Source organism: Chryseobacterium amylolyticum, from assembly GCF_051011775.1.
Lineage (GTDB): Bacteria > Bacteroidota > Bacteroidia > Flavobacteriales > Weeksellaceae > Chryseobacterium.
In genome coordinates this window covers 324,464-342,604 of the sequence record NZ_JBPCHX010000004.1, presented here as the reverse complement: position 1 = coordinate 342,604, position 18,141 = coordinate 324,464, and the positions used below count along the sequence as shown (strand labels likewise).

Genomic DNA, 18,141 nt, shown 5'->3' with positions numbered 1-18,141 from the left:
ACATTCCGTACCCACTCTCAAACTCGAATCCCGAATCCTGAAATTCTCAGCCTGTTCCAACTTCACCATAAATTACTTAATTTTACAGCATGATTTCCAAACAGACCATTGATAAAATATTCTCCACCATCCGCGTTGAAGAGATTGTGGGTGAGTATGTGCAGTTGAAAAGGGCAGGGTCTAACTACAAAGGACTCAGTCCGTTTCACGATGAAAAAACACCCAGTTTTGTAGTTTCTGCGAGTAAGCAGATCTGGAAAGATTTCTCTACAGGAAAAGGAGGAACGGCCATCTCTTTCCTGATGGAAATTGAAAACTTTACGTATCCTGAGGCACTCCGCCACGCTGCAAAAAAATACGGAATTGAAATTGAAGAAGATCAGCGTGACATTTCTGAGGAAGCAAAAAATGCCCAGACAGAAAAAGATCTGCTGTATAAAATCCACGAAGTTGCCAATACTTATTTTCAGGAGATTCTTTGGGATGATCAGGAAGGCAGGAGCATAGGACTTTCTTACTTTAAAGAGAGAGAACTCCGGGATGACATTATTAAAAAATTCCAGCTCGGATATTCTCCTGAGAAAAAGAATGCCTTTACGGCATATGCGCTGGAAAAGGGATACACTAAAGAAATTCTTGAAAAGTCCGGACTTTCTATTTTCCCGGAAAATACTCCTGCAGGGGTAGACCGTTTCAGGGAAAGGGTCATTTTCCCGATTCACAGTTTTTCCGGAAGAGTATTGGGTTTTGGGGCAAGGATCCTTAAAAATAATGTCAAAACAGCGAAATACCTCAATTCACCGGAAACGGAGATCTACCATAAATCAAATGTCCTTTATGGATTAAACCAGAGCAAGCAGGCTATTTCAAGGAAGAATGCCTGTCTTTTGGTGGAAGGATATATGGATGTGATTTCACTTCACATGTCAGGAATTGAAAATGTTGTGGCAAGTTCCGGAACATCCTTAACTACTGAGCAGATTAAACTCATTAAGAGACTTACAGAAAATGTAACGATTCTTTTTGACGGAGATAATGCCGGTATTAAAGCCAGTTTCCGAAGTATTGATATGCTTCTGACAGAAGGAATGAATATCCGTGTATTGCTTTTCCCTGATGGAGATGACCCGGATTCATTCGCCAGAAAACATCCGCAGGAATACGTTGAAAAGTATATCGAAAATGAAGCGATGGATTTCATCGACTTTAAAGCGGAAATTCTGTTAAAAGATATAGGAAACGATCCTATCAAAAAGGCTGAGGCGATAAGGGATATTGTAAAATCGGTTTCCTTTGTACAGAATGCCCTGAAAAGAGAAGTGTATCTTAAAGAGGTTTCCAATAAATTCGGACTTTCCGAGCAGAGTCTTTTCAATGAATTGGATGTTCAGAAGCAGATCACGCAGAATCAGACGCATCATGTTCAACAGCAGCAAAAGGAAAAAGCAGCAGCTCCGAAGATGGAGATTGTTCCTCTTGATCAGGAAAAAGAAGATCCTTTTCTGTATGATGTCTTATTCATGGAGAACAAATTGGTGGATCATATGCTGATGTTCGGAGACATTATCCTGAAAAGGAGAAATGAGCAGAATGAGGAATATCAGATTACCGTTATTGAAGAAATTCTTCACCATTTCGAAGAAGAGCAGTATACATTTTTAGTCAAAGAAAATGAGATCATTATCAATCAGGTGAGGGAAGGAATTCAAAAGGATGAGCTGAGAAGTGGAAACTTTTTTGTATCTTTTATGGATGAAGAGATTACCACGAAAGTTGTGGATGCTCTGATTCCGCTGGATGAGCTTGAAAACTGGGCTTCCAGAAATATTTATCCTCCCAATTACGGAGATAAAGTGGCAGATCAGATCAAAGGGGATATTTTATTACATAAATACAGATATATTGATTATCTGATCAAAGAAACAGCCAAAGAACTTGATCAGTACAGCAATACGGATGAAATAAAGTATTACGAGCTGATCAAAAAGATCACTTTGCTGAAGCAGGCTTCCATCCGGTTGAGTAATATCATCGAATATTCACCTATCAAAGGGATTTATGTAGATAGAAAGAGATAGTTTAAAGTCAGATTTTTTTGGAAGGCTGTGACAAAAAGTCCTATAAAATTTTAGGAATAAATATTGTAATTTAAACTTCGATAATATTTTAAAATAATACATAATAGAAATATGGACATTAAAAAGGAATTCAGAGACTTCTCTGTAAAACATTTAGGAAACAGCGGTTTGGTAACCGATCAGTATATGGGAATGTATGGACCAACGAATCTTACTCCGTACATCATGGAAGAAAGAAGATTAAACGTTGCCCAGATGGACGTTTTTTCCCGTCTGATGATGGACAGAATTATCTTCCTGGGAACAGGTATTGATGACCAGGTTGCCAACATCGTTACGGCTCAGCTTTTATTCCTGGAAAGTGCTGACCCATCAAAAGACATTCAGATCTATATCAACTCTCCTGGTGGTAGTGTTTATGCAGGTTTAGGTATTTATGACACGATGCAGATCATCAAACCTGACGTAGCAACAATCTGTACAGGTATGGCTGCTTCAATGGGGGCTGTATTACTGGTTGCCGGAGAAAAAGGAAAACGTTCTGCACTTAAGCACTCAAGAGTAATGATTCACCAGCCTTCAGGAGGTGCCCAGGGGGTTGCTTCTGACATGGAGATCAACTTAAGAGAGATGTTGAAACTGAAGCAGGAGCTCTATGAGATCATCGCTCATCACTCGGGACAAACCTATGAGTGGGTAGAAAAATCTTCTGACAGAGATTACTGGATGACTTCTGAAGAAGCAAAAGGCTACGGAATGGTAGATGAGGTTTTACAAAGATCTACAGAGAAAAAATAATTGATTTTAAAAATCATAAGAAGCCGCACCAGTCTAGTCTGGTGCGGTTTTTTGTTTGATTATATTTTAAGATTTCTAATAGTATAATGTCTGGAGGAACCCAGTCACAATCACTCATGAAGAAATACATCAGAAAAAATCTACAATCCAGACCATATTCTCAGCTGAAGAAGCAAGAATTCCCATCCTTTGGAGGGTGGCGAAAATTCAAAGAATTTTTGACGGGGTGACTTTAAAGCTGGCAACCACTCAACATTGTTAAAATACAATTATTATTACATTCAAGATCAGTTTACAATCAATTTATACTTTCGCTGCCATAAAAGTGAATATGAAAAAATTACTATGGTCTGCTGTAGTGCTGGCAGTATTGGCATCATGTAAAAGTGACGATGATACAACAATAATTAATCAGGACATTAATTATTCAAAGCTGCCTCAGGAATTTCCATTTACAAAGCTGGCTACGATAAACGGAGTAGATGTTATCAATGGCGGATTTGGTTCCGGAGCAGCCGCCCATCCTACAAGAAAAGGTGAATTTTATGTCATTACAGACAGAGGTCCTAATACTGATTTCCAGAACGGGAAAAAATTCCTTGCCCCTAACTTTACCCCAACCATTATGCATTTTAAAATCAATGCAGACGGAAATGTTGAGGTGATTAAATATATCAAGCTTAAAAATCCTTCCGGGCAGCCTATTACAGGGCTTCCAAATCCTGCAGGAATGGGGAGTACAGGAGAGACTGCATATGATGCTTCCGGAAATGTTTTAGGTACTGATCAGTACGGTCTTGACAGCGAAAGTATTGTGGCAGCAGCTGACGGAACATTCTGGGTTTCTGATGAATACGGACCACACATTGTACATTACAGTGCAGATGGAATTGAAATGGAAAGAATAAGTCCGGTTGGTGTAAATACAGGACCAAGAAAACTGCCTGCTGTTTTAGCAAAAAGAAGAGCTAACAGAGGGATGGAGGGACTTTGTATATCTCCGGACGGCAGAACACTGGTAGGAACCATACAGTCTATGATGTATGTACCCAGCAAAGCGTTGGCAACCAATACTACTTTAACAAGAATCGTAACTTTCGATATTATAACAGGACAGACCAGGCAGTTTTTATACAGACAGGATGGTGGTGCTTCTGACTCGGTTTGTGATATCACAGCAATAAGTAACAGTGAATTCTTAGTCATTGAAAGAGATGGAAATTTCGGATCTCAGGGAGGCGTTAAAAAAGTCTACAGAATCAATCTGAGTAACGCAACAGATGTAAACGGTGCAGATATTAACGCCGTTGACGGAATGAAAGTTAACGGAAAAGCTTTGGAGCAATGCTCATGGGATGAAATTACGAATGCCGGAATAAAGGCTGTTACCAAAACATTGGCAGTGGATCTGGTAGCAAAACTGGGCTATGAGCATGATAAATTTGAGGGAATCGTTTATTTAGGAAACAATAAACTGGCTGTTTTCAATGATGATGATTTCGGAGTGGTGGATGATGGAAACGGAAACCCTAAAGCCAAAATTTTACCTAAAACAGGTAAAGTAGACAAAGGAACTATGTATGTAGTCGATATTCAATAATTAGATTTTTTTTAAAGAAAACGGCGGAATCAGAGATTCCGCCGTTTTTATTTTTAGATCAATGAAATTTTAGTTAAAAGCTTCAATAATTTTAGAGAAGTCTTCCAGTTTCAAAGCAGCTCCTCCAATCAGACCTCCGTCGATGTCCGGCTGAGAGAAAATTTCTTTTGCGTTGTCCGGTTTTACAGATCCTCCATAAAGGATTGAAACTTCATCAGCAACTTCCTGTCCGTATTTTGCTGCAATAATGTTTCTGATGTGAGCGTGGATTTCCTGAGCCTGCTCCGGGCTTGCCGTTTCTCCCGTTCCGATAGCCCAAACCGGTTCGTAAGCAATCACCACTTTTTTAATTTCTTCAGCAGAAAGCGTGAAAAGTGCCACTTCAGTCTGATTTTTTACGACTTCCAGGTGCTGCCCTGCTTTTCTCTGCTCAAGAGTCTCTCCGTTACAGTAAACAGGAATAAGACCTTTATCAAGAGCCAGTTTGATTTTTCTGTTACAGTGAGAATCAGTTTCTCCGTGGTATTGTCTTCTTTCAGAATGCCCGATCAATGAACCTGTAGCATCAATAGATTCCAGCATATCTGCAGAAATTTCACCGGTATAAGCACCGCTTTCATGCTCGCTCATATCCTGAGAAAATACACCGATCTCATCCTTTTCAAAAATATCTTTGGCCATCATCAGATATAATGAAGGGGGAGCGATCCAAACTTCACAGTTGGTAGCGTTATTATTTTTATAGCTTAGTAACTGAATCATTAATTGTTGTGCATCAATTACAATTTTGTTCATTTTCCAGTTGCCTGCAACTATTTTTCTTCTCATAGTTTTAATTGTTTATTACATTAAATAAATTATCTTCTGTTGCTTGTACGAAAGTAAGTCTTTTTTGTTTCATTAAACCTTCTATTTCATCTTTTCCTATTATACTTAAAAGATTATTTAGTAAGTCGGCTTTGGATGAAATAGAATGATAAAAAATTATAATTTTTGTATCTATTATGTAGGGAGCGAAAATTTTACTTTTGGATTGATCCAATTGATCAAAAACTTCTCTAATGTATTCCTTATCTGAGATATCAAGAGAGTGTCCCCAAAAATAAAATGTATGAGAGGAAATCTCTCCAATATCATGTAAAAATTGGAAATCAGTTTGTTTATGAAGCTTTTGAAAATATTTTGTAAAATTAAATAGTTTATGTTTTTTGAGATTTTGGTCTAAATCATCTACTCCTAGTACAATTTTTAAATCATCTAAATCATTCCAATCTTCAATTACTTGGCCATGTAAGTAATCAATCTCCTTGTTTGAATATAATTTTTCAACAGTTTTAGTGTAATTAAATGAATAAATTTTATCAATGGAATCAAGTAAATTTATATCATGATGTTTTAAAAATTTATCTTTTTTTTCTTCACGGAATTTTTCATAAAATTTTGATACTATTGAATAAAAATAATCATTAAAAATCCCTGTAAATTCTTGTAAGGAATAATAAAGATTATTCAATATTCTATTTTTATGAATTATTTGAACTTCATTCCCAATTTTAAAACAATATTCATCATTTAAATCAAACCTTCCACTATCAGAAGAAGGTAAGAATATTTCTAGATTAGTTAATAAGATTCTTGTTAAAGAAGAATCAAAGTGATCTTCAGAATTGTAACGGTAATCATAATAATATATTCCATTAAAAGAGCTATTAGAATTTTTAATCTTATTATCTAATTTATCAAACAAGTTAACTATATCTTCTAAGACTCTATTTATTTCCGTTTCAAAATCAATCCAAGTTTCAATATGAGAATCATCAATTGATTTGAAATGTTTATACCAAAGATTTTGTCCTAACTTCGTTTTAATTTTATTCAGATCATCTTTTTTAAATTTTAAATCATCTACTGTATAAAATTCTTTAATCTTTTCATAAAAAAAAGAATCATATCTCTGAAACTGATTACTAAATAAATTTTCAAAATTAAAATCAGAAACAATGTTACTGCTTTCAATCTCTCTAAGAATACAAATAAAATGATTGTATTTAGTAGGCAGAAAATGCCTTAAATCAAATCCGTTACCAATTATTAAAACTTTTTCCACCTAGTTCTGATCTAAAAATTATTTAATAATTACTTCTAATTCGAACATGAAAGCATACATTAAAACTCCTGGATAAATTCTTTTCATGATATTTTTGATCTTATACTATAATCCCCAAAGGTTTTTCAGCAAAACATAGAATGTATGTTCCTCTTCAGTTACCTTATTATCAGCTTTGATCAAAGATTTGGCAAACTGAACAAATTTTTTGCGTTCGTCTTCTGTAGAATCTTCATGGAAACATCTTGCATGGAATTCAAAATGATCTTTCCATTCTTCCGGCTGTAAAAGAGCCAGGGTTTCCAGTTCGTTGTCAAGATTCATTCTGAACGGAAATTCATCCGCCAGATATTGCTGTACCAGCATTCCTTCCTCAGGAGCAAATTCTCCGTCTACAGAAGAAAGGATCATTAATAAGTGGTAACCGGCGATTGATTTATTTGATTTTTGCATGTGCTTTTATATGTTTAAGTTTAGTGTTTAAATTTGATAATAGATAATAGATCCACGATTAGCTTTCGTCAAAAAAGATCATTTATAATTCATCATTCATCATTAGTTAACGTAGTCCTTGGCAGGCTGTTTATCTACAATTTTTCCGTTTTCAAGGATCAGGACAAAAGGATTGCTTCTCGCTATTGTTTTAATAGCAGTTCCATCCATCAATACATTCCTGATAGTTTTGAAAGTGTTAGGCTCTGTGGAAATTCCATAGATAAGAGCCCCTTTCTGGGCATTGACTTTTGCTTCTGCTTTCTGAAGCAGATCAGCCGGAACATCTTTTGGATGATAGGAGAAAATCAGAACAGCTTTGGGAGCATTAATGATTTCATTGGTGACATCCATTCCCGTAGGATCTTCAATCTTGAATTTCACAATTTCAGACTTGTATCCTTCCTTGATCAGAACAGATTCATTTTTTCCATCCTCAATTTTCCATGGAGAACCCTCTGCCCAGTATTCTGTTTTTTTGATATAATCATCCTGGTTTACTTTTACGACCTGCCCTGTTTTCTGATTTTTAAGAGAATAAAAAGTCTTGTACTCAGAAGGATTTTTGTCAATTTTAGCTTTTTCAGCTTTGATGTCTGTTCCGATTTTATAATCACGGAAATCAATGATCGGTTCATGCATAATTCCCTGGGCCATAACATAGATCATACCCAGAGAAAATACTGTTAACAGAACATATTTTACTGTATTTGATGACTCTTTTGAAGTAGCTCCGTACGCATCTTTTTTACGGAATTCTTTTCTATACAGGACGAATAAAATGATCAGCCCAACAAGAAGCACAACATCCTTAAGAAAGCTTTGCCAAGGCGTAAATTTGATGGCGTCGCCAAAACAGCCACAGTCTGTGACCACATTAAAATAAGCCGAATAGAAAGTAAGGAATCCAAAGAAAATACAAAGGGCAATTAATACGGATAAGGTAAATTTAAGCTTTAGTTTAAGCAGCAGCATGAATCCTAAGAAAAGTTCCATTACCACTACTATAATGGAAAACAGCAGGGCAAACTTTTCTAAAAATGGCATATTGAAAACCGGAGGAGCGAAATATTCTTCCATTTTGAAAGAAAAACCTACCAGATCCACAGCTTTCACAAAGCCTGAAAGGATAAAAATAACAGCAATAATAAAGCGTAATATACCTTTGATCATATTAAATATTTTTGGGTTCGAATTGATTTTCTTTTTCCGAGAACTTGATCAGGCAGAAGACAGCATAATTCAGCATGTCGAAATAGTTGGCATCAAGCCCTTCCGAAACGATGGTCTGTCCCTGATTATCTTCAATCTGCTTGGTTCTTAATACTTTCTGATAAATAAGATCCGTGATCGAAGAAATTCTCATATCTCTCCATGCCTCACCGTAATCATGATTTTTTCTTTCCATCAAAGCCATTGCTTCATTGGCATATTTGTCATACAGACTTAAAATTTCTTCCTTATTTTCATTGAAATCATTGGAAAGGCCCTTCTCAAGCTGAATAAGCCCAATAATAGAATAGTTGACAATTGCGATAAATTCATCCTCCTCACTCTCATCCACCATTTTTTTATCGGTCATCTGCAGCGTACGGATCCTGTTAACTTTGATATAAATCTGATCTGTAATGGAGCTTGGTCTTAAAACCCTCCATGCTGCTCCGTAATCCTGTAATTTTTTACCGAAAAGATCACGGCACTGACTGATAACTTTCCCGAACTGTACTGATGTTTTTAGCATAAATTTTCTTAATCTTCCAAATATACGAATTCGGTTTCAGATTTTTGAATTTGATGAGCTGAGTTTGTGAGTGGGAGGGTTGGATTGTTTGATTAGTTTCGGGATACAGGATATGGGATACGGTAAGAGTGGGAGTGTTTTGAGAGTAAAGATGTTTGAGTGTCTGGCCTGACTTCCAACTTCCAGCCTCAATTTATCTCTTAAAAGCTATAAATCACTAATTTTGCAGTACAAAATCATTCATCAATCAATTATAAACCTTAACCTCATGTCCTCCAACTCTCTAACCCTCCAACGTTCCAACGCTCCAACGTACTCACTCAACTGCAACGGGCGTCTGATACAGCTGGACACCCCAAAGATCATGGGAATTCTCAACCTGACCCCGGATTCTTTCTCTGACGGCGGAAAATTCAATAATGAAAAATCAGCATTGGAACATGCTGAAAAACTATTGAAAGAAGGAGCTGAAGTACTGGATATCGGCCCGCAGTCCACGCGTCCCAACGCAGAATTTTTAAGCGCCGGAGAAGAGATCAACAGGATCGGAAATATAATCTCTCTGATTAAAAAAGAGTTTCCGGAAGTCCTGGTTTCCCTGGATACTTTTTATGCGGAAACAGTGAAATTCGGATTCAATGAAGGGATTGATCTGATCAATGATATTTCCGGTGGACAGTATGATGCAGAAATGTTTGATACCGCAGCTCAGACAAAGCTTCCTTATATCCTGATGCATGTGAATCCGTCTTATGAAACCATGCATGATAAAACCAGATTTGAAGATATTACGCTGGAAGTTAACCGGTATTTTTCTCAAAAAACAAAAGAACTTTTAGAAAAAGGAGTGAACGATATCATTCTGGATCCCGGTTTTGGTTTCGGAAAAACAGTAGAAGACCAGATGAAAATGATTGACGAAGTTGAATATCTTGGATTTGGCAGATTTCCTTTATTGATAGGTATTTCCAGAAAGTCATTTATTTATAAGCCTCTTGGTAAATCCCCTTTGGACATTAATGAAGAAACCCAGAAACTTCATATGAAAGTGTTGGAGCAGGGAGCAAAGATTGTAAGGGTTCATGATGTAGCCCGGGCAAAGGAAACTTTGACCCGTTTTTTGCAAAGAAAATAAAAAGTGTCAAAAAAACTTGTGGGTTATTAAAAAGTTTATACATTTGCAGTATGAATTTTACGAATCAGAAAAATATTATTGTCATTTCTATTATTGCTGTTGTCATTAACAACAGTAAGGAAGCGGCATTTTAAACAGATTTTAATTTAAATTATATATAGGCCGTTTCATATTTGAAACGGCTTTTTTTGTTTTAATTTTTAGAATACAGAGTATGTATCAGTTATTATCAGTAATTATTATCGTCATTATTATTCCCTTGCGGCTGTGAGAAGGAAGATGTATGACTGTACATATATTAAGCCCTCTCACACTGTGAGAGGGCTTTTTTTATTCCCATTTGTTAATTTTTTTTAATCTCTATAACATGTATTACAACGACGACACGACCATCTATTTTGACGGAAAATTTATGAAAGCGAAAGATGCCGGAACGGATCTTTACGGACAATCCTTACACTATGGCTATTCGGTTTTTGAAGGTATCAAATCTTACAACACAGATCACGGAACCAGGATTTTCAAGGCAAAAGAACATTATGAAAGACTGAAAAGATCAGCAGAACTGATGCACATACCCTTCGATTATTCTGTAGACCAGCTTACAGATCTTACCTATGAGCTGCTGGAACGTAACGGGTTTACAGACGCCTATATCCGTCCATTGGTTACGTGCTCTCCCAATATGTCACTTTCAAAAGGACAGAAATCTTACCTGTCACTTCTTGCCTGGGAATGGAATAACGGATATCTGGCAGATAAAATGAAAATCATAACCTCGCCTTTTCAACGTCCTAATCCTAAGGCTTTCAAGGTTGAAGCTAAAGTAGGAGGGCACTATGTAAACTCAATATTAGCCTGTCAGGATGCCAAAGACAAAGGTTATGATGAAGCACTGGTATTGGATGAAAACGGAAATGTTGCCGAAAGTTCAGGAGCCAATGTCTTCTACGAAAAAGACGGGGTTTTGTATACACCGGCTAAGGGAAGTATCCTTCCGGGAATCACAAGACAAACTGTTATGGAGATTTGTAGTGAGCTTAAAATTCCGGTAAAAGAAACCTTCTTTAAACCGGAGAAAATGCGTGGTGCAGATGCTGGTTTTTTCTGTGGTACGGCAGCAGAAATTGTGGCTCTGGATTCACTTGATGATGTTCCTTTTACCAGAAATTGGGAAGATACTGCAAGTAGAAGAGTACAGCAGGCATATTTAAAATTGGTAAGAGTTCTGTCATTGTAAATTTTTAGAATTTAAATTATTGATTATCAATATTGTAAATGTCTTTTTTAAATCATTGAATATTGTAATTTTCAGACAAACCGGAAATGAAAAGAATATTACAAAATGTAGTTTTGAATCAAAATTTAGTAAAAAAGTTCAGTTTAAAGAGAAGAAAAGAACAGAAAATGCAGGATAAATATGTTAAATAAATATTCAAAAACATTCACGCAAAACAGTGAACAGCCGGCCGCCAAAGCCATGTTGTACGGGATAGGATTTACAGAAGAAGATATGCACAAGGCTCAGGTCGGAATTGCCAGTATGGGCTATGACGGGAATACCTGCAATATGCACCTGAATGATCTTGCTCAGGTAGTAAAAAAGGGAACATGGGAACACGGATTGGCCGGACTGATTTTTAATACCATCGGCGTAAGTGACGGAATGAGCAACGGAACAGACGGAATGCGCTATTCTCTGGTAAGCCGTGATGTGATAGCAGACAGTATCGAAGCGATCTGCGGTGCACAATATTATGACGGACTGATCGCTCTGCCAGGCTGTGACAAGAATATGCCAGGAACCATTATCGCAATGGGAAGACTGAACAGACCTTCGATCATGGTGTACGGGGGGACTATTGCTCCAGGCTGTTATAAAGGGGAAGCGCTTAACATTGTTTCTGCTTTTGAAGCGTTGGGCAAAAAGATTGCAGGAGAAATCACTGAAGAAGATTTTGACGGAGTGGTGAAAAACTCTTGTCCCGGAGCTGGGGCATGTGGAGGGATGTATACCGCCAATACAATGGCTTCTGCTATAGAGGCACTGGGAATGAGTCTTCCTTATTCCTCTTCCAACCCGGCCTTAAGCAAAGAAAAACAGGAAGAATGTCTTGAGGCAGGAAAATATCTGAAAGTACTACTGGAAAAAGATATTAAACCTTCAGATATCATGACCCGCAAAGCATTTGAAAATGCACTCCGCCTTATTGTTATTTTGGGAGGAAGTACAAATGCTGTTCTGCATTTTATTGCCATGGCGAAAAGTGTTGGGGTGCCTCTTACTCAGGATGATTTTCAGAAGATGAGCGATCAGACTCCGGTATTGGCAGACCTGAAGCCGAGTGGAAAATACCTGATGCAGGATCTGCATGAACATGGAGGAACCCCGGCGGTAATGAAATATTTACTGGGACAGGGATTACTGCATGGAGACTGCCTTACCGTTACCGGAAAAACAGTAGCCGAAAATCTGGCAGATGTTCCGGGATTGGATTTTAATACTCAGAAAATTATAAAGCCACTTTCAGAACCTGTAAAAGCTACCGGACACTTGAGAATATTGTACGGAAATCTTGCGGAAAAAGGAAGTGTTGCTAAAATTACAGGAAAAGAAGGTGAGCGCTTTGTAGGGAAAGCCCGTGTGTTTGATGGCGAAAAAAATCTGATCAGAGGAATTCAGGATGGAACCGTACAGCACGGAGATGTCATTGTCATCCGCCACGAAGGCCCGAAAGGGGCTCCCGGAATGCCGGAAATGCTGAAGCCAACAAGTGCATTGATAGGAGCCGGTCTGGGAAGCAGTGTTGCTTTAATCACAGATGGACGTTTCAGTGGAGGAACCCATGGTTTTGTAGTAGGGCATATCACACCTGAAGCGCATGAAGGAGGTCTTATTGCTTTTGTACATAATGATGACCTGATCGAAATAGATGCGGTAAACAACACCATACAGCTTAAAGTTTCAGAAGAAGAAATAGAAAGAAGAAAAAAAGGATGGCAAAAACCTCCTCTTAAAGTACAGAAAGGATTGCTTTATAAATATGCATTAACAGTATCATCGGCTGCAGAAGGCTGTGTAACGGACGAAATCACTCAATAAAAGTATATGGAAAACCTGAATTTATCAACAGAAATACAACTTACCGGAAGCCGGATCATTCTCGAGGCATTTCTGCAGGAAGGTATAAAAACCGTTTTCGGATATCCGGGTGGAGCTATTATTCCTATTTATGATGCCCTTTACGATTATAGGGAAACACTGGAGCATATTCTTGTACGCCATGAACAGGCAGCAGTACATGCAGCACAGGGGCTGGCAAGAGTATCAGGAGAAGTAGGGGTAGTGCTGGCAACCAGCGGACCCGGAGCAACCAATCTTGTAACAGGATTAGCAGATGCGTTGCTGGATAACACCCCTTTGGTCTGTATTACAGGACAGGTTTTTGAACACCTTCTGGGGACCGATGCCTTCCAGGAAATAGATGTAATGAACGTTACAAGTCCTGTTACCAAATGGAATTATCAGGTCACTGATGCCAATGAGCTTCCCGGAGTATTGGCAAAAGCATTTTATATTGCAAAGTCAGGGCGTCCCGGTCCTGTGTTGATTGATGTGACTAAAAATGCCCAGCTACAGTCTGTTGATTATAAAGGATATACTCCATGCCATTCATTGAGAAGCTATAAACCGGATCCCGAACCATGTTTTGAAAGTATTGAAAAAGCAATATCGTTAATAAATGAGGCTGAAAGACCATTTATCATTGCAGGACAGGGAATTATGCTGGGAAAATCGGAAAATGAATTTTTAGAATTTGCTGAAAAAACAGGAGCTCCTGTAGCATGGACTGTTTTAGGAATGAGTGCCATCCCTACCAATCATCCGCAGGCTGTAGGAATGGTAGGAATGCATGGAAACTATGGCCCGAATATATTAACCAACGAATGTGATGTTCTGATTGCTGTAGGAATGCGTTTCGACGACCGTGTAACAGGAAGATTGGATCAGTACGCAAAACAGGCAAAAATTATTCATCTGGATATTGATAAAGCAGAGATCAATAAAAACGTAAAAGTTGATGTCCCGGTTCTTGGTAACTGCAAACATACCCTTCCCCTTCTTACGGAAAGGGTTGCAAAAAGAGAACATCATGCCTGGCATGAAAGATTTGAAAAATGCCATGAAGTGGAAAGCATCAATCTGATTCATACAGAACTTTATCCTGATGAAGGAGAGATTACCATGGGAGAAGTGATCCGGTCTCTGAATGAAATGACACAAGGTGAAGCCATAATTGTGACAGACGTAGGACAGCATCAGATGACAACATGCCGCTACTCGCATTTCAAACATTCCCGTACCAATGTGACAAGCGGAGGGCTGGGAACGATGGGGTTCTGTCTTCCCGCTGCGATAGGAGCATCCTATGCGGAAACCGGCCGGCCTGTTATTGCAGTGATGGGTGATGGCGGAGCACAGATGAATATCCAGGAGCTGGGAACCATTATGCAGTATCATCCTGAGGTAAAAATTTTAATTCTTAATAATTGCTATCTGGGAATGGTAAGACAGTGGCAGGAATTGTTTCACGAAGAAAGATATTCCTCAGTAGATATTCAGAGTCCTGATTTTGTTCAGGTGGCAAAAGGATACAATATTCAGGGAAACAGAGTGTCTGAAAGAGAAGATCTGAAGTGGGCACTCCGCGAAATGCTTGATCATGAAGGAGCTTTCCTTCTTGAAGTGATGACAGGAAAAGAACACAATGTATTTCCGATGATTCCCCAGGGGAAAAGTGTTTCGGAGATTGTACTAAATAATAAAGTTTAAAAATAAAAAGATGAAAACAGATCATAAAGAATATACCATTACAGCGTATACAGAAGATTATTTAGGATTGATCAGCCGTATCAATGCTATTTTTTCAAGAAGGAGAATTTCTATGGTGACCTTTAATGTAGGTCCTTCAGAAATGGAAAAAGTAAAAAAGTTTGTCATTGTGATCAGGGAAACGGAAGATTCTGTTCAGAAAATCAGCAGACAGATGGAAAAGCAGGTTGACGTTCTGGAAGTGCATTATCATAGGAATCCTTACCTGACGGCAGTAGAACACGCGAGCTAAGCTCAGAAATTAACATCATAATCAGTAATAAATAAAATCAAAAAAAATGGCAAAATTGAATTTTGGAGGAGTAGAGGAGAATGTAGTAACAAGAGAAGAATTTCCGTTGGAAAAAGCCCAGGAAGTATTAAAAAACGAAGTTGTGGCAGTCATTGGATATGGAGTACAGGGACCAGGGCAGGCGTTGAATCAGAAAGATAACGGAATTAATGTCATTGTAGGGCAGAGAAAAAACTCCAAATCATGGGATAAAGCAGTAGCGGACGGGTTTGTACCGGGAGAAACATTATTTGAAATCGAAGAGGCTCTGGAAAAAGGTACCATTATCTGCTATCTTCTGAGTGATGCCGCACAGATTGAATACTGGCCAAAAGTAAAACAGCATCTTACCCCTGGAAAAGCGCTGTATTTTTCACATGGCTTCGGGATTACATTCAACGAACGTACAGGAATTGTTCCTCCATCCGATGTAGATGTCTTTCTGGTAGCACCAAAAGGTTCAGGAACATCATTGAGAAGAATGTTTCTGCAGGACAGAGGTCTGAACAGCAGTTTTGCCGTATATCAGGATGCTACAGGAAAAGCCAGAGAAAGAGTAACCGCATTGGGAATTGCAATAGGAAGCGGGTATCTGTTTGAAACCGACTTTAAAAAAGAAGTATACAGTGACCTTGCCGGAGAACGGGGTACACTGATGGGCGCTGTACAGGGAATATTTGCCGCTCAGTACGATGTATTGAGAAAAAATGGGCATAGCCCTTCGGAAGCTTTTAACGAAACCGTAGAAGAATTGACGCAGTCTTTAATGCCATTAGTGGCAGAAAACGGAATGGACTGGATGTATGCCAACTGCAGCACAACCGCTCAGAGAGGTGCACTGGACTGGTGGAAACGTTTCAGAGATGCTACTTCGCCCTTGTTTGAAGAATTGTATGACAACGTAGCTAAAGGAAATGAAGCACAACGCTCGATTGACAGCAACAGCAAACCGGATTATCGTGAAAAACTGGAAGCCGAACTTACTGAGCTGAGAGAAAGCGAAATGTGGAAAGCCGGTAAGACAGTGCGCAGCCTGAGACCCGAAAACAATTAATTACTTAAAGATGATGAAAGAGGAAGTAAGTTCCTCCGTTTTAGAGCATGTCTATAAAGCGGAGGAACGATTAAAAGATGTAGTGGTAAAAACACCTTTGGCTGTCAATAATAATTTGTCAGCCATTTATGAAGCAAGCATCAGCTTTAAAAGGGAAGACCTGCAAAGAGTAAGATCCTATAAAATAAGGGGTGCATACAATAAAATGGCCACCATGTCACAGGAAGAACTTTCCAGAGGAGCCGTTTGCGCCAGTGCCGGAAATCATGCGCAGGGAGTAGCCTTTGCATGCCATACCATGAAAGTGAAAGGAACGATTTTTATGCCTTTGCCAACCCCCGGACAAAAGCTCGAACAGGTAAAGATGTTTGGTGGAGAATACATTGATGTTATTTTATTCGGAGATACATTCGATGAATCTAAAGACGCTGCGATGAGGTTTTGCAAAGAGCATGACAGTGTATTTATTCATCCTTTTGATGATCCGGCGATTATTGAAGGGCAGGCTACAACAGCGCTGGAAATCCTGGAACAGGCGGAAGGTATGGTGGATTATCTTTTTGTGCCGATAGGCGGCGGCGGACTGGCAGCAGGAATATGCACTGTATTTCAGCATTTGTCGCCGCAAACAAAAATTATTGGTGTAGAACCTTCAGCAGCTGCGAGCATGAAAAAAGCCCTTGAAAAGGGAAAACCTGTTCTTCTTGAAAAGATCAGCCGTTTTGTAGACGGGGCAGCTGTACAGCAGGTGGGAGACATTACTTTCGAGCGCTGTAAAAATATCCTGTATGATATGGCTACAGTAGATGAAGGATTAGTGTGTGAAACCATATTATCACTGTATAATAAGGATGCTATCGTGGTAGAACCGGCCGGAGCGCTTTCAGTAGCAGCACTGGACAAATATAAAGAAGAGATAAAAGGTAAAAATGTAGTGTGTATTATCAGCGGAAGCAATAATGATATCACCCGTATGGAAGAAATCAAGGAAAAAGCCTTGCTGCACGCAGGATTAAAACATTATTTCTTGGTAAGATTTCCGCAGCGTCCCGGAGCATTAAAAACTTTTGTAATGGATGTGCTGGGACCGGATGATGATATTACCTATTTTGAATACACCCAAAAAAATTCAAAAGAAAAAGGAATTGCAGTTGTGGGAATTGCGCTGAAAAAAAACAGAGATTTTCCTCCTTTGATGAGTAAGATGAAGGAATATGATTTCTTTGTCAACTATCTGAATAATGATCCTGCGCTGATGAATTTGCTGATTTAAAAAAAGTAGATTGAAAAAGAGAAATATTTTTTTGATGACATTAAAAAGCGAAATAAGAAACTGAAGCGTTAAGAAAATGAATTCTGTGAACGTTAAAAAAACTCTACTGTCCTGAGTACGGGATAATCTTTGATTCTAAATATAGACTGTTTCCGCACGAGTTTAGAGTTTTTAGAGAACAGATTTCATTTTTAGCGGAAGTTTCTGAGTCTTGAATTTTGATTCTTTTGTTTCAAGACAAAAGAATAATGAAGGAAATCTCTTTCGATATTGAATAAGCAGAACGCATCATTCAAATGAATTTGAATCTTAACTTTCCTTACAATCTGAATCTTCTTAATGTTCCAAATGATATTTAAATTAAATTATTTGTACCCAATCAGATTCTAAAAACACAATGATGAAATGAAAAAGCTTCACAATCCGTGAAGCTTTTGTTTTTTTGACAATGTCAATGACATAAGAAACTGAAGCGTTAAGAAAATGAATTCTGTGAACGTTAAAAAAACTCTACTGTCCTGAGTACGGGATAATCTTTGATTCTAAATATAGACTGTTTCCGCACGAGTTTAGAGTTTTTAGAGAACAGATTTCATTTTTAGCGGAAGTTTCTGAGTCTTGAATTTTTGATTCTTTTGTTTCAAGACAAAAGAATAATGAAGGAAATCTCTTTCGATATTGAATAAGCAGAACGCATC

15 protein-coding genes are annotated in these 18,141 nt (G+C 38.2%); 10 read left to right on the top strand and 5 right to left on the bottom strand.

Annotated features, from left to right (window positions below):
* Positions 1–89: 89 nt before the first annotated feature.
* From dnaG to ACR1PO_RS13420, 3 genes are all read left to right on the top strand, one after another.
* A complete protein-coding gene (gene dnaG / locus ACR1PO_RS13430; protein ID WP_002980861.1) occupies positions 90–2,078 on the top strand; it encodes a DNA primase in 1,989 nt (662 codons plus the stop codon).
* A gap of 111 nt (positions 2,079–2,189) precedes the next feature.
* Complete coding sequence (gene clpP / locus ACR1PO_RS13425; RefSeq protein ID WP_002980860.1) at positions 2,190–2,876, top strand: ATP-dependent Clp endopeptidase proteolytic subunit ClpP; 687 nt, start codon at positions 2,190–2,192, stop codon at positions 2,874–2,876.
* A gap of 331 nt (positions 2,877–3,207) precedes the next feature.
* Entirely contained in the window at positions 3,208–4,476 is a 1,269-nt protein-coding gene (locus tag ACR1PO_RS13420) for an esterase-like activity of phytase family protein (protein ID WP_433987077.1), read from the top strand.
* A 69-nt stretch (positions 4,477–4,545) separates the two neighbouring features.
* On the opposite strand, the gene tpiA is transcribed toward ACR1PO_RS13420, so the two are convergent.
* The 5 genes from tpiA to ACR1PO_RS13395 all read right to left on the bottom strand — a co-directional run bounded on the left by tpiA (position 4,546) and on the right by ACR1PO_RS13395 (position 8,816).
* Complete coding sequence (gene tpiA, locus ACR1PO_RS13415) at positions 4,546–5,304, bottom strand: triose-phosphate isomerase (RefSeq protein ID WP_433987076.1); 759 nt, start codon at positions 5,302–5,304, stop codon at positions 4,546–4,548.
* Positions 5,305–5,308: 4 nt separating this feature from the next.
* On the bottom strand, positions 5,309–6,583 hold the full coding sequence (locus ACR1PO_RS13410; protein WP_433987075.1) for an AbiH family protein: 1,275 nt from the start codon (positions 6,581–6,583) through the stop codon (positions 5,309–5,311).
* Between the two features lie 105 nt (positions 6,584–6,688).
* Positions 6,689–7,036 carry a TerB family tellurite resistance protein gene (locus ACR1PO_RS13405; protein WP_002980854.1) on the bottom strand — a complete coding sequence of 116 codons (348 nt, stop codon included), beginning with the start codon at positions 7,034–7,036 and terminating at the stop codon, positions 6,689–6,691.
* A gap of 102 nt (positions 7,037–7,138) precedes the next feature.
* A complete protein-coding gene (locus tag ACR1PO_RS13400) occupies positions 7,139–8,248 on the bottom strand; it encodes a BT_3928 family protein (protein ID WP_433987074.1) in 1,110 nt (369 codons plus the stop codon).
* Position 8,249: 1 nt separating this feature from the next.
* Positions 8,250–8,816 carry a DUF1599 domain-containing protein gene (locus ACR1PO_RS13395; protein ID WP_332389085.1) on the bottom strand — a complete coding sequence of 189 codons (567 nt, stop codon included), beginning with the start codon at positions 8,814–8,816 and terminating at the stop codon, positions 8,250–8,252.
* A gap of 268 nt (positions 8,817–9,084) precedes the next feature.
* On the opposite strand from ACR1PO_RS13395, the gene folP reads away from it, so the two are divergent.
* From folP to ilvA, 7 genes are all read left to right on the top strand, one after another.
* Positions 9,085–9,951 (top strand): dihydropteroate synthase, encoded by an 867-nt coding sequence (gene folP / locus ACR1PO_RS13390; protein ID WP_491701020.1) that lies wholly within the window; start codon positions 9,085–9,087, stop codon positions 9,949–9,951.
* A 367-nt stretch (positions 9,952–10,318) separates the two neighbouring features.
* The gene (gene ilvE, locus ACR1PO_RS13385; protein WP_433987073.1) at positions 10,319–11,191 is read left to right on the top strand and encodes a branched-chain-amino-acid transaminase; all 873 of its coding nucleotides are present in this window, start codon (positions 10,319–10,321) and stop codon (positions 11,189–11,191) included.
* A gap of 180 nt (positions 11,192–11,371) precedes the next feature.
* The gene (gene ilvD / locus ACR1PO_RS13380) at positions 11,372–13,054 is read left to right on the top strand and encodes a dihydroxy-acid dehydratase (protein ID WP_433987072.1); all 1,683 of its coding nucleotides are present in this window, start codon (positions 11,372–11,374) and stop codon (positions 13,052–13,054) included.
* Positions 13,055–13,060: 6 nt separating this feature from the next.
* Positions 13,061–14,785: a biosynthetic-type acetolactate synthase large subunit gene (ilvB, locus tag ACR1PO_RS13375; RefSeq protein WP_433987071.1), complete on the top strand. Its 1,725-nt coding sequence runs from the start codon at positions 13,061–13,063 to the stop codon at positions 14,783–14,785.
* Positions 14,786–14,795: 10 nt separating this feature from the next.
* Complete coding sequence (locus ACR1PO_RS13370) at positions 14,796–15,077, top strand: ACT domain-containing protein (protein WP_002980829.1); 282 nt, start codon at positions 14,796–14,798, stop codon at positions 15,075–15,077.
* Positions 15,078–15,123: 46 nt separating this feature from the next.
* On the top strand, positions 15,124–16,170 hold the full coding sequence (gene ilvC, locus ACR1PO_RS13365) for a ketol-acid reductoisomerase (RefSeq protein WP_433987070.1): 1,047 nt from the start codon (positions 15,124–15,126) through the stop codon (positions 16,168–16,170).
* A 10-nt stretch (positions 16,171–16,180) separates the two neighbouring features.
* Entirely contained in the window at positions 16,181–17,443 is a 1,263-nt protein-coding gene (ilvA, locus tag ACR1PO_RS13360) for a threonine ammonia-lyase IlvA (protein WP_433987069.1), read from the top strand.
* The last annotated feature ends 698 nt before the right edge of the window (positions 17,444–18,141 follow it).

Excerpts from the sequence above, each read along its gene's own strand:
- tpiA (WP_433987076.1), bottom strand. The coding sequence starts at position 5,304 with ATGAGAAGAAAAATAGTTGCAGGCAACTGGAAAATGAACAAAATTGTA.
- clpP (WP_002980860.1), top strand. The coding sequence starts at position 2,190 with ATGGACATTAAAAAGGAATTCAGAGACTTCTCTGTAAAACATTTAGGA.
- ilvE (WP_433987073.1), top strand. The coding sequence starts at position 10,319 with ATGTATTACAACGACGACACGACCATCTATTTTGACGGAAAATTTATG.
- ACR1PO_RS13395 (WP_332389085.1), bottom strand. The coding sequence starts at position 8,816 with ATGCTAAAAACATCAGTACAGTTCGGGAAAGTTATCAGTCAGTGCCGT.
- dnaG (WP_002980861.1), top strand. The coding sequence starts at position 90 with ATGATTTCCAAACAGACCATTGATAAAATATTCTCCACCATCCGCGTT.
- ACR1PO_RS13405 (WP_002980854.1), bottom strand. The coding sequence starts at position 7,036 with ATGCAAAAATCAAATAAATCAATCGCCGGTTACCACTTATTAATGATC.
- ilvD (WP_433987072.1), top strand. The coding sequence starts at position 11,372 with ATGTTAAATAAATATTCAAAAACATTCACGCAAAACAGTGAACAGCCG.
- ACR1PO_RS13420 (WP_433987077.1), top strand. The coding sequence starts at position 3,208 with ATGAAAAAATTACTATGGTCTGCTGTAGTGCTGGCAGTATTGGCATCA.
- ilvB (WP_433987071.1), top strand. The coding sequence starts at position 13,061 with ATGGAAAACCTGAATTTATCAACAGAAATACAACTTACCGGAAGCCGG.
- ilvC (WP_433987070.1), top strand. The coding sequence starts at position 15,124 with ATGGCAAAATTGAATTTTGGAGGAGTAGAGGAGAATGTAGTAACAAGA.
- ACR1PO_RS13370 (WP_002980829.1), top strand. The coding sequence starts at position 14,796 with ATGAAAACAGATCATAAAGAATATACCATTACAGCGTATACAGAAGAT.
- ilvA (WP_433987069.1), top strand. The coding sequence starts at position 16,181 with ATGATGAAAGAGGAAGTAAGTTCCTCCGTTTTAGAGCATGTCTATAAA.
- folP (WP_491701020.1), top strand. The coding sequence starts at position 9,085 with ATGTCCTCCAACTCTCTAACCCTCCAACGTTCCAACGCTCCAACGTAC.
- ACR1PO_RS13400 (WP_433987074.1), bottom strand. The coding sequence starts at position 8,248 with ATGATCAAAGGTATATTACGCTTTATTATTGCTGTTATTTTTATCCTT.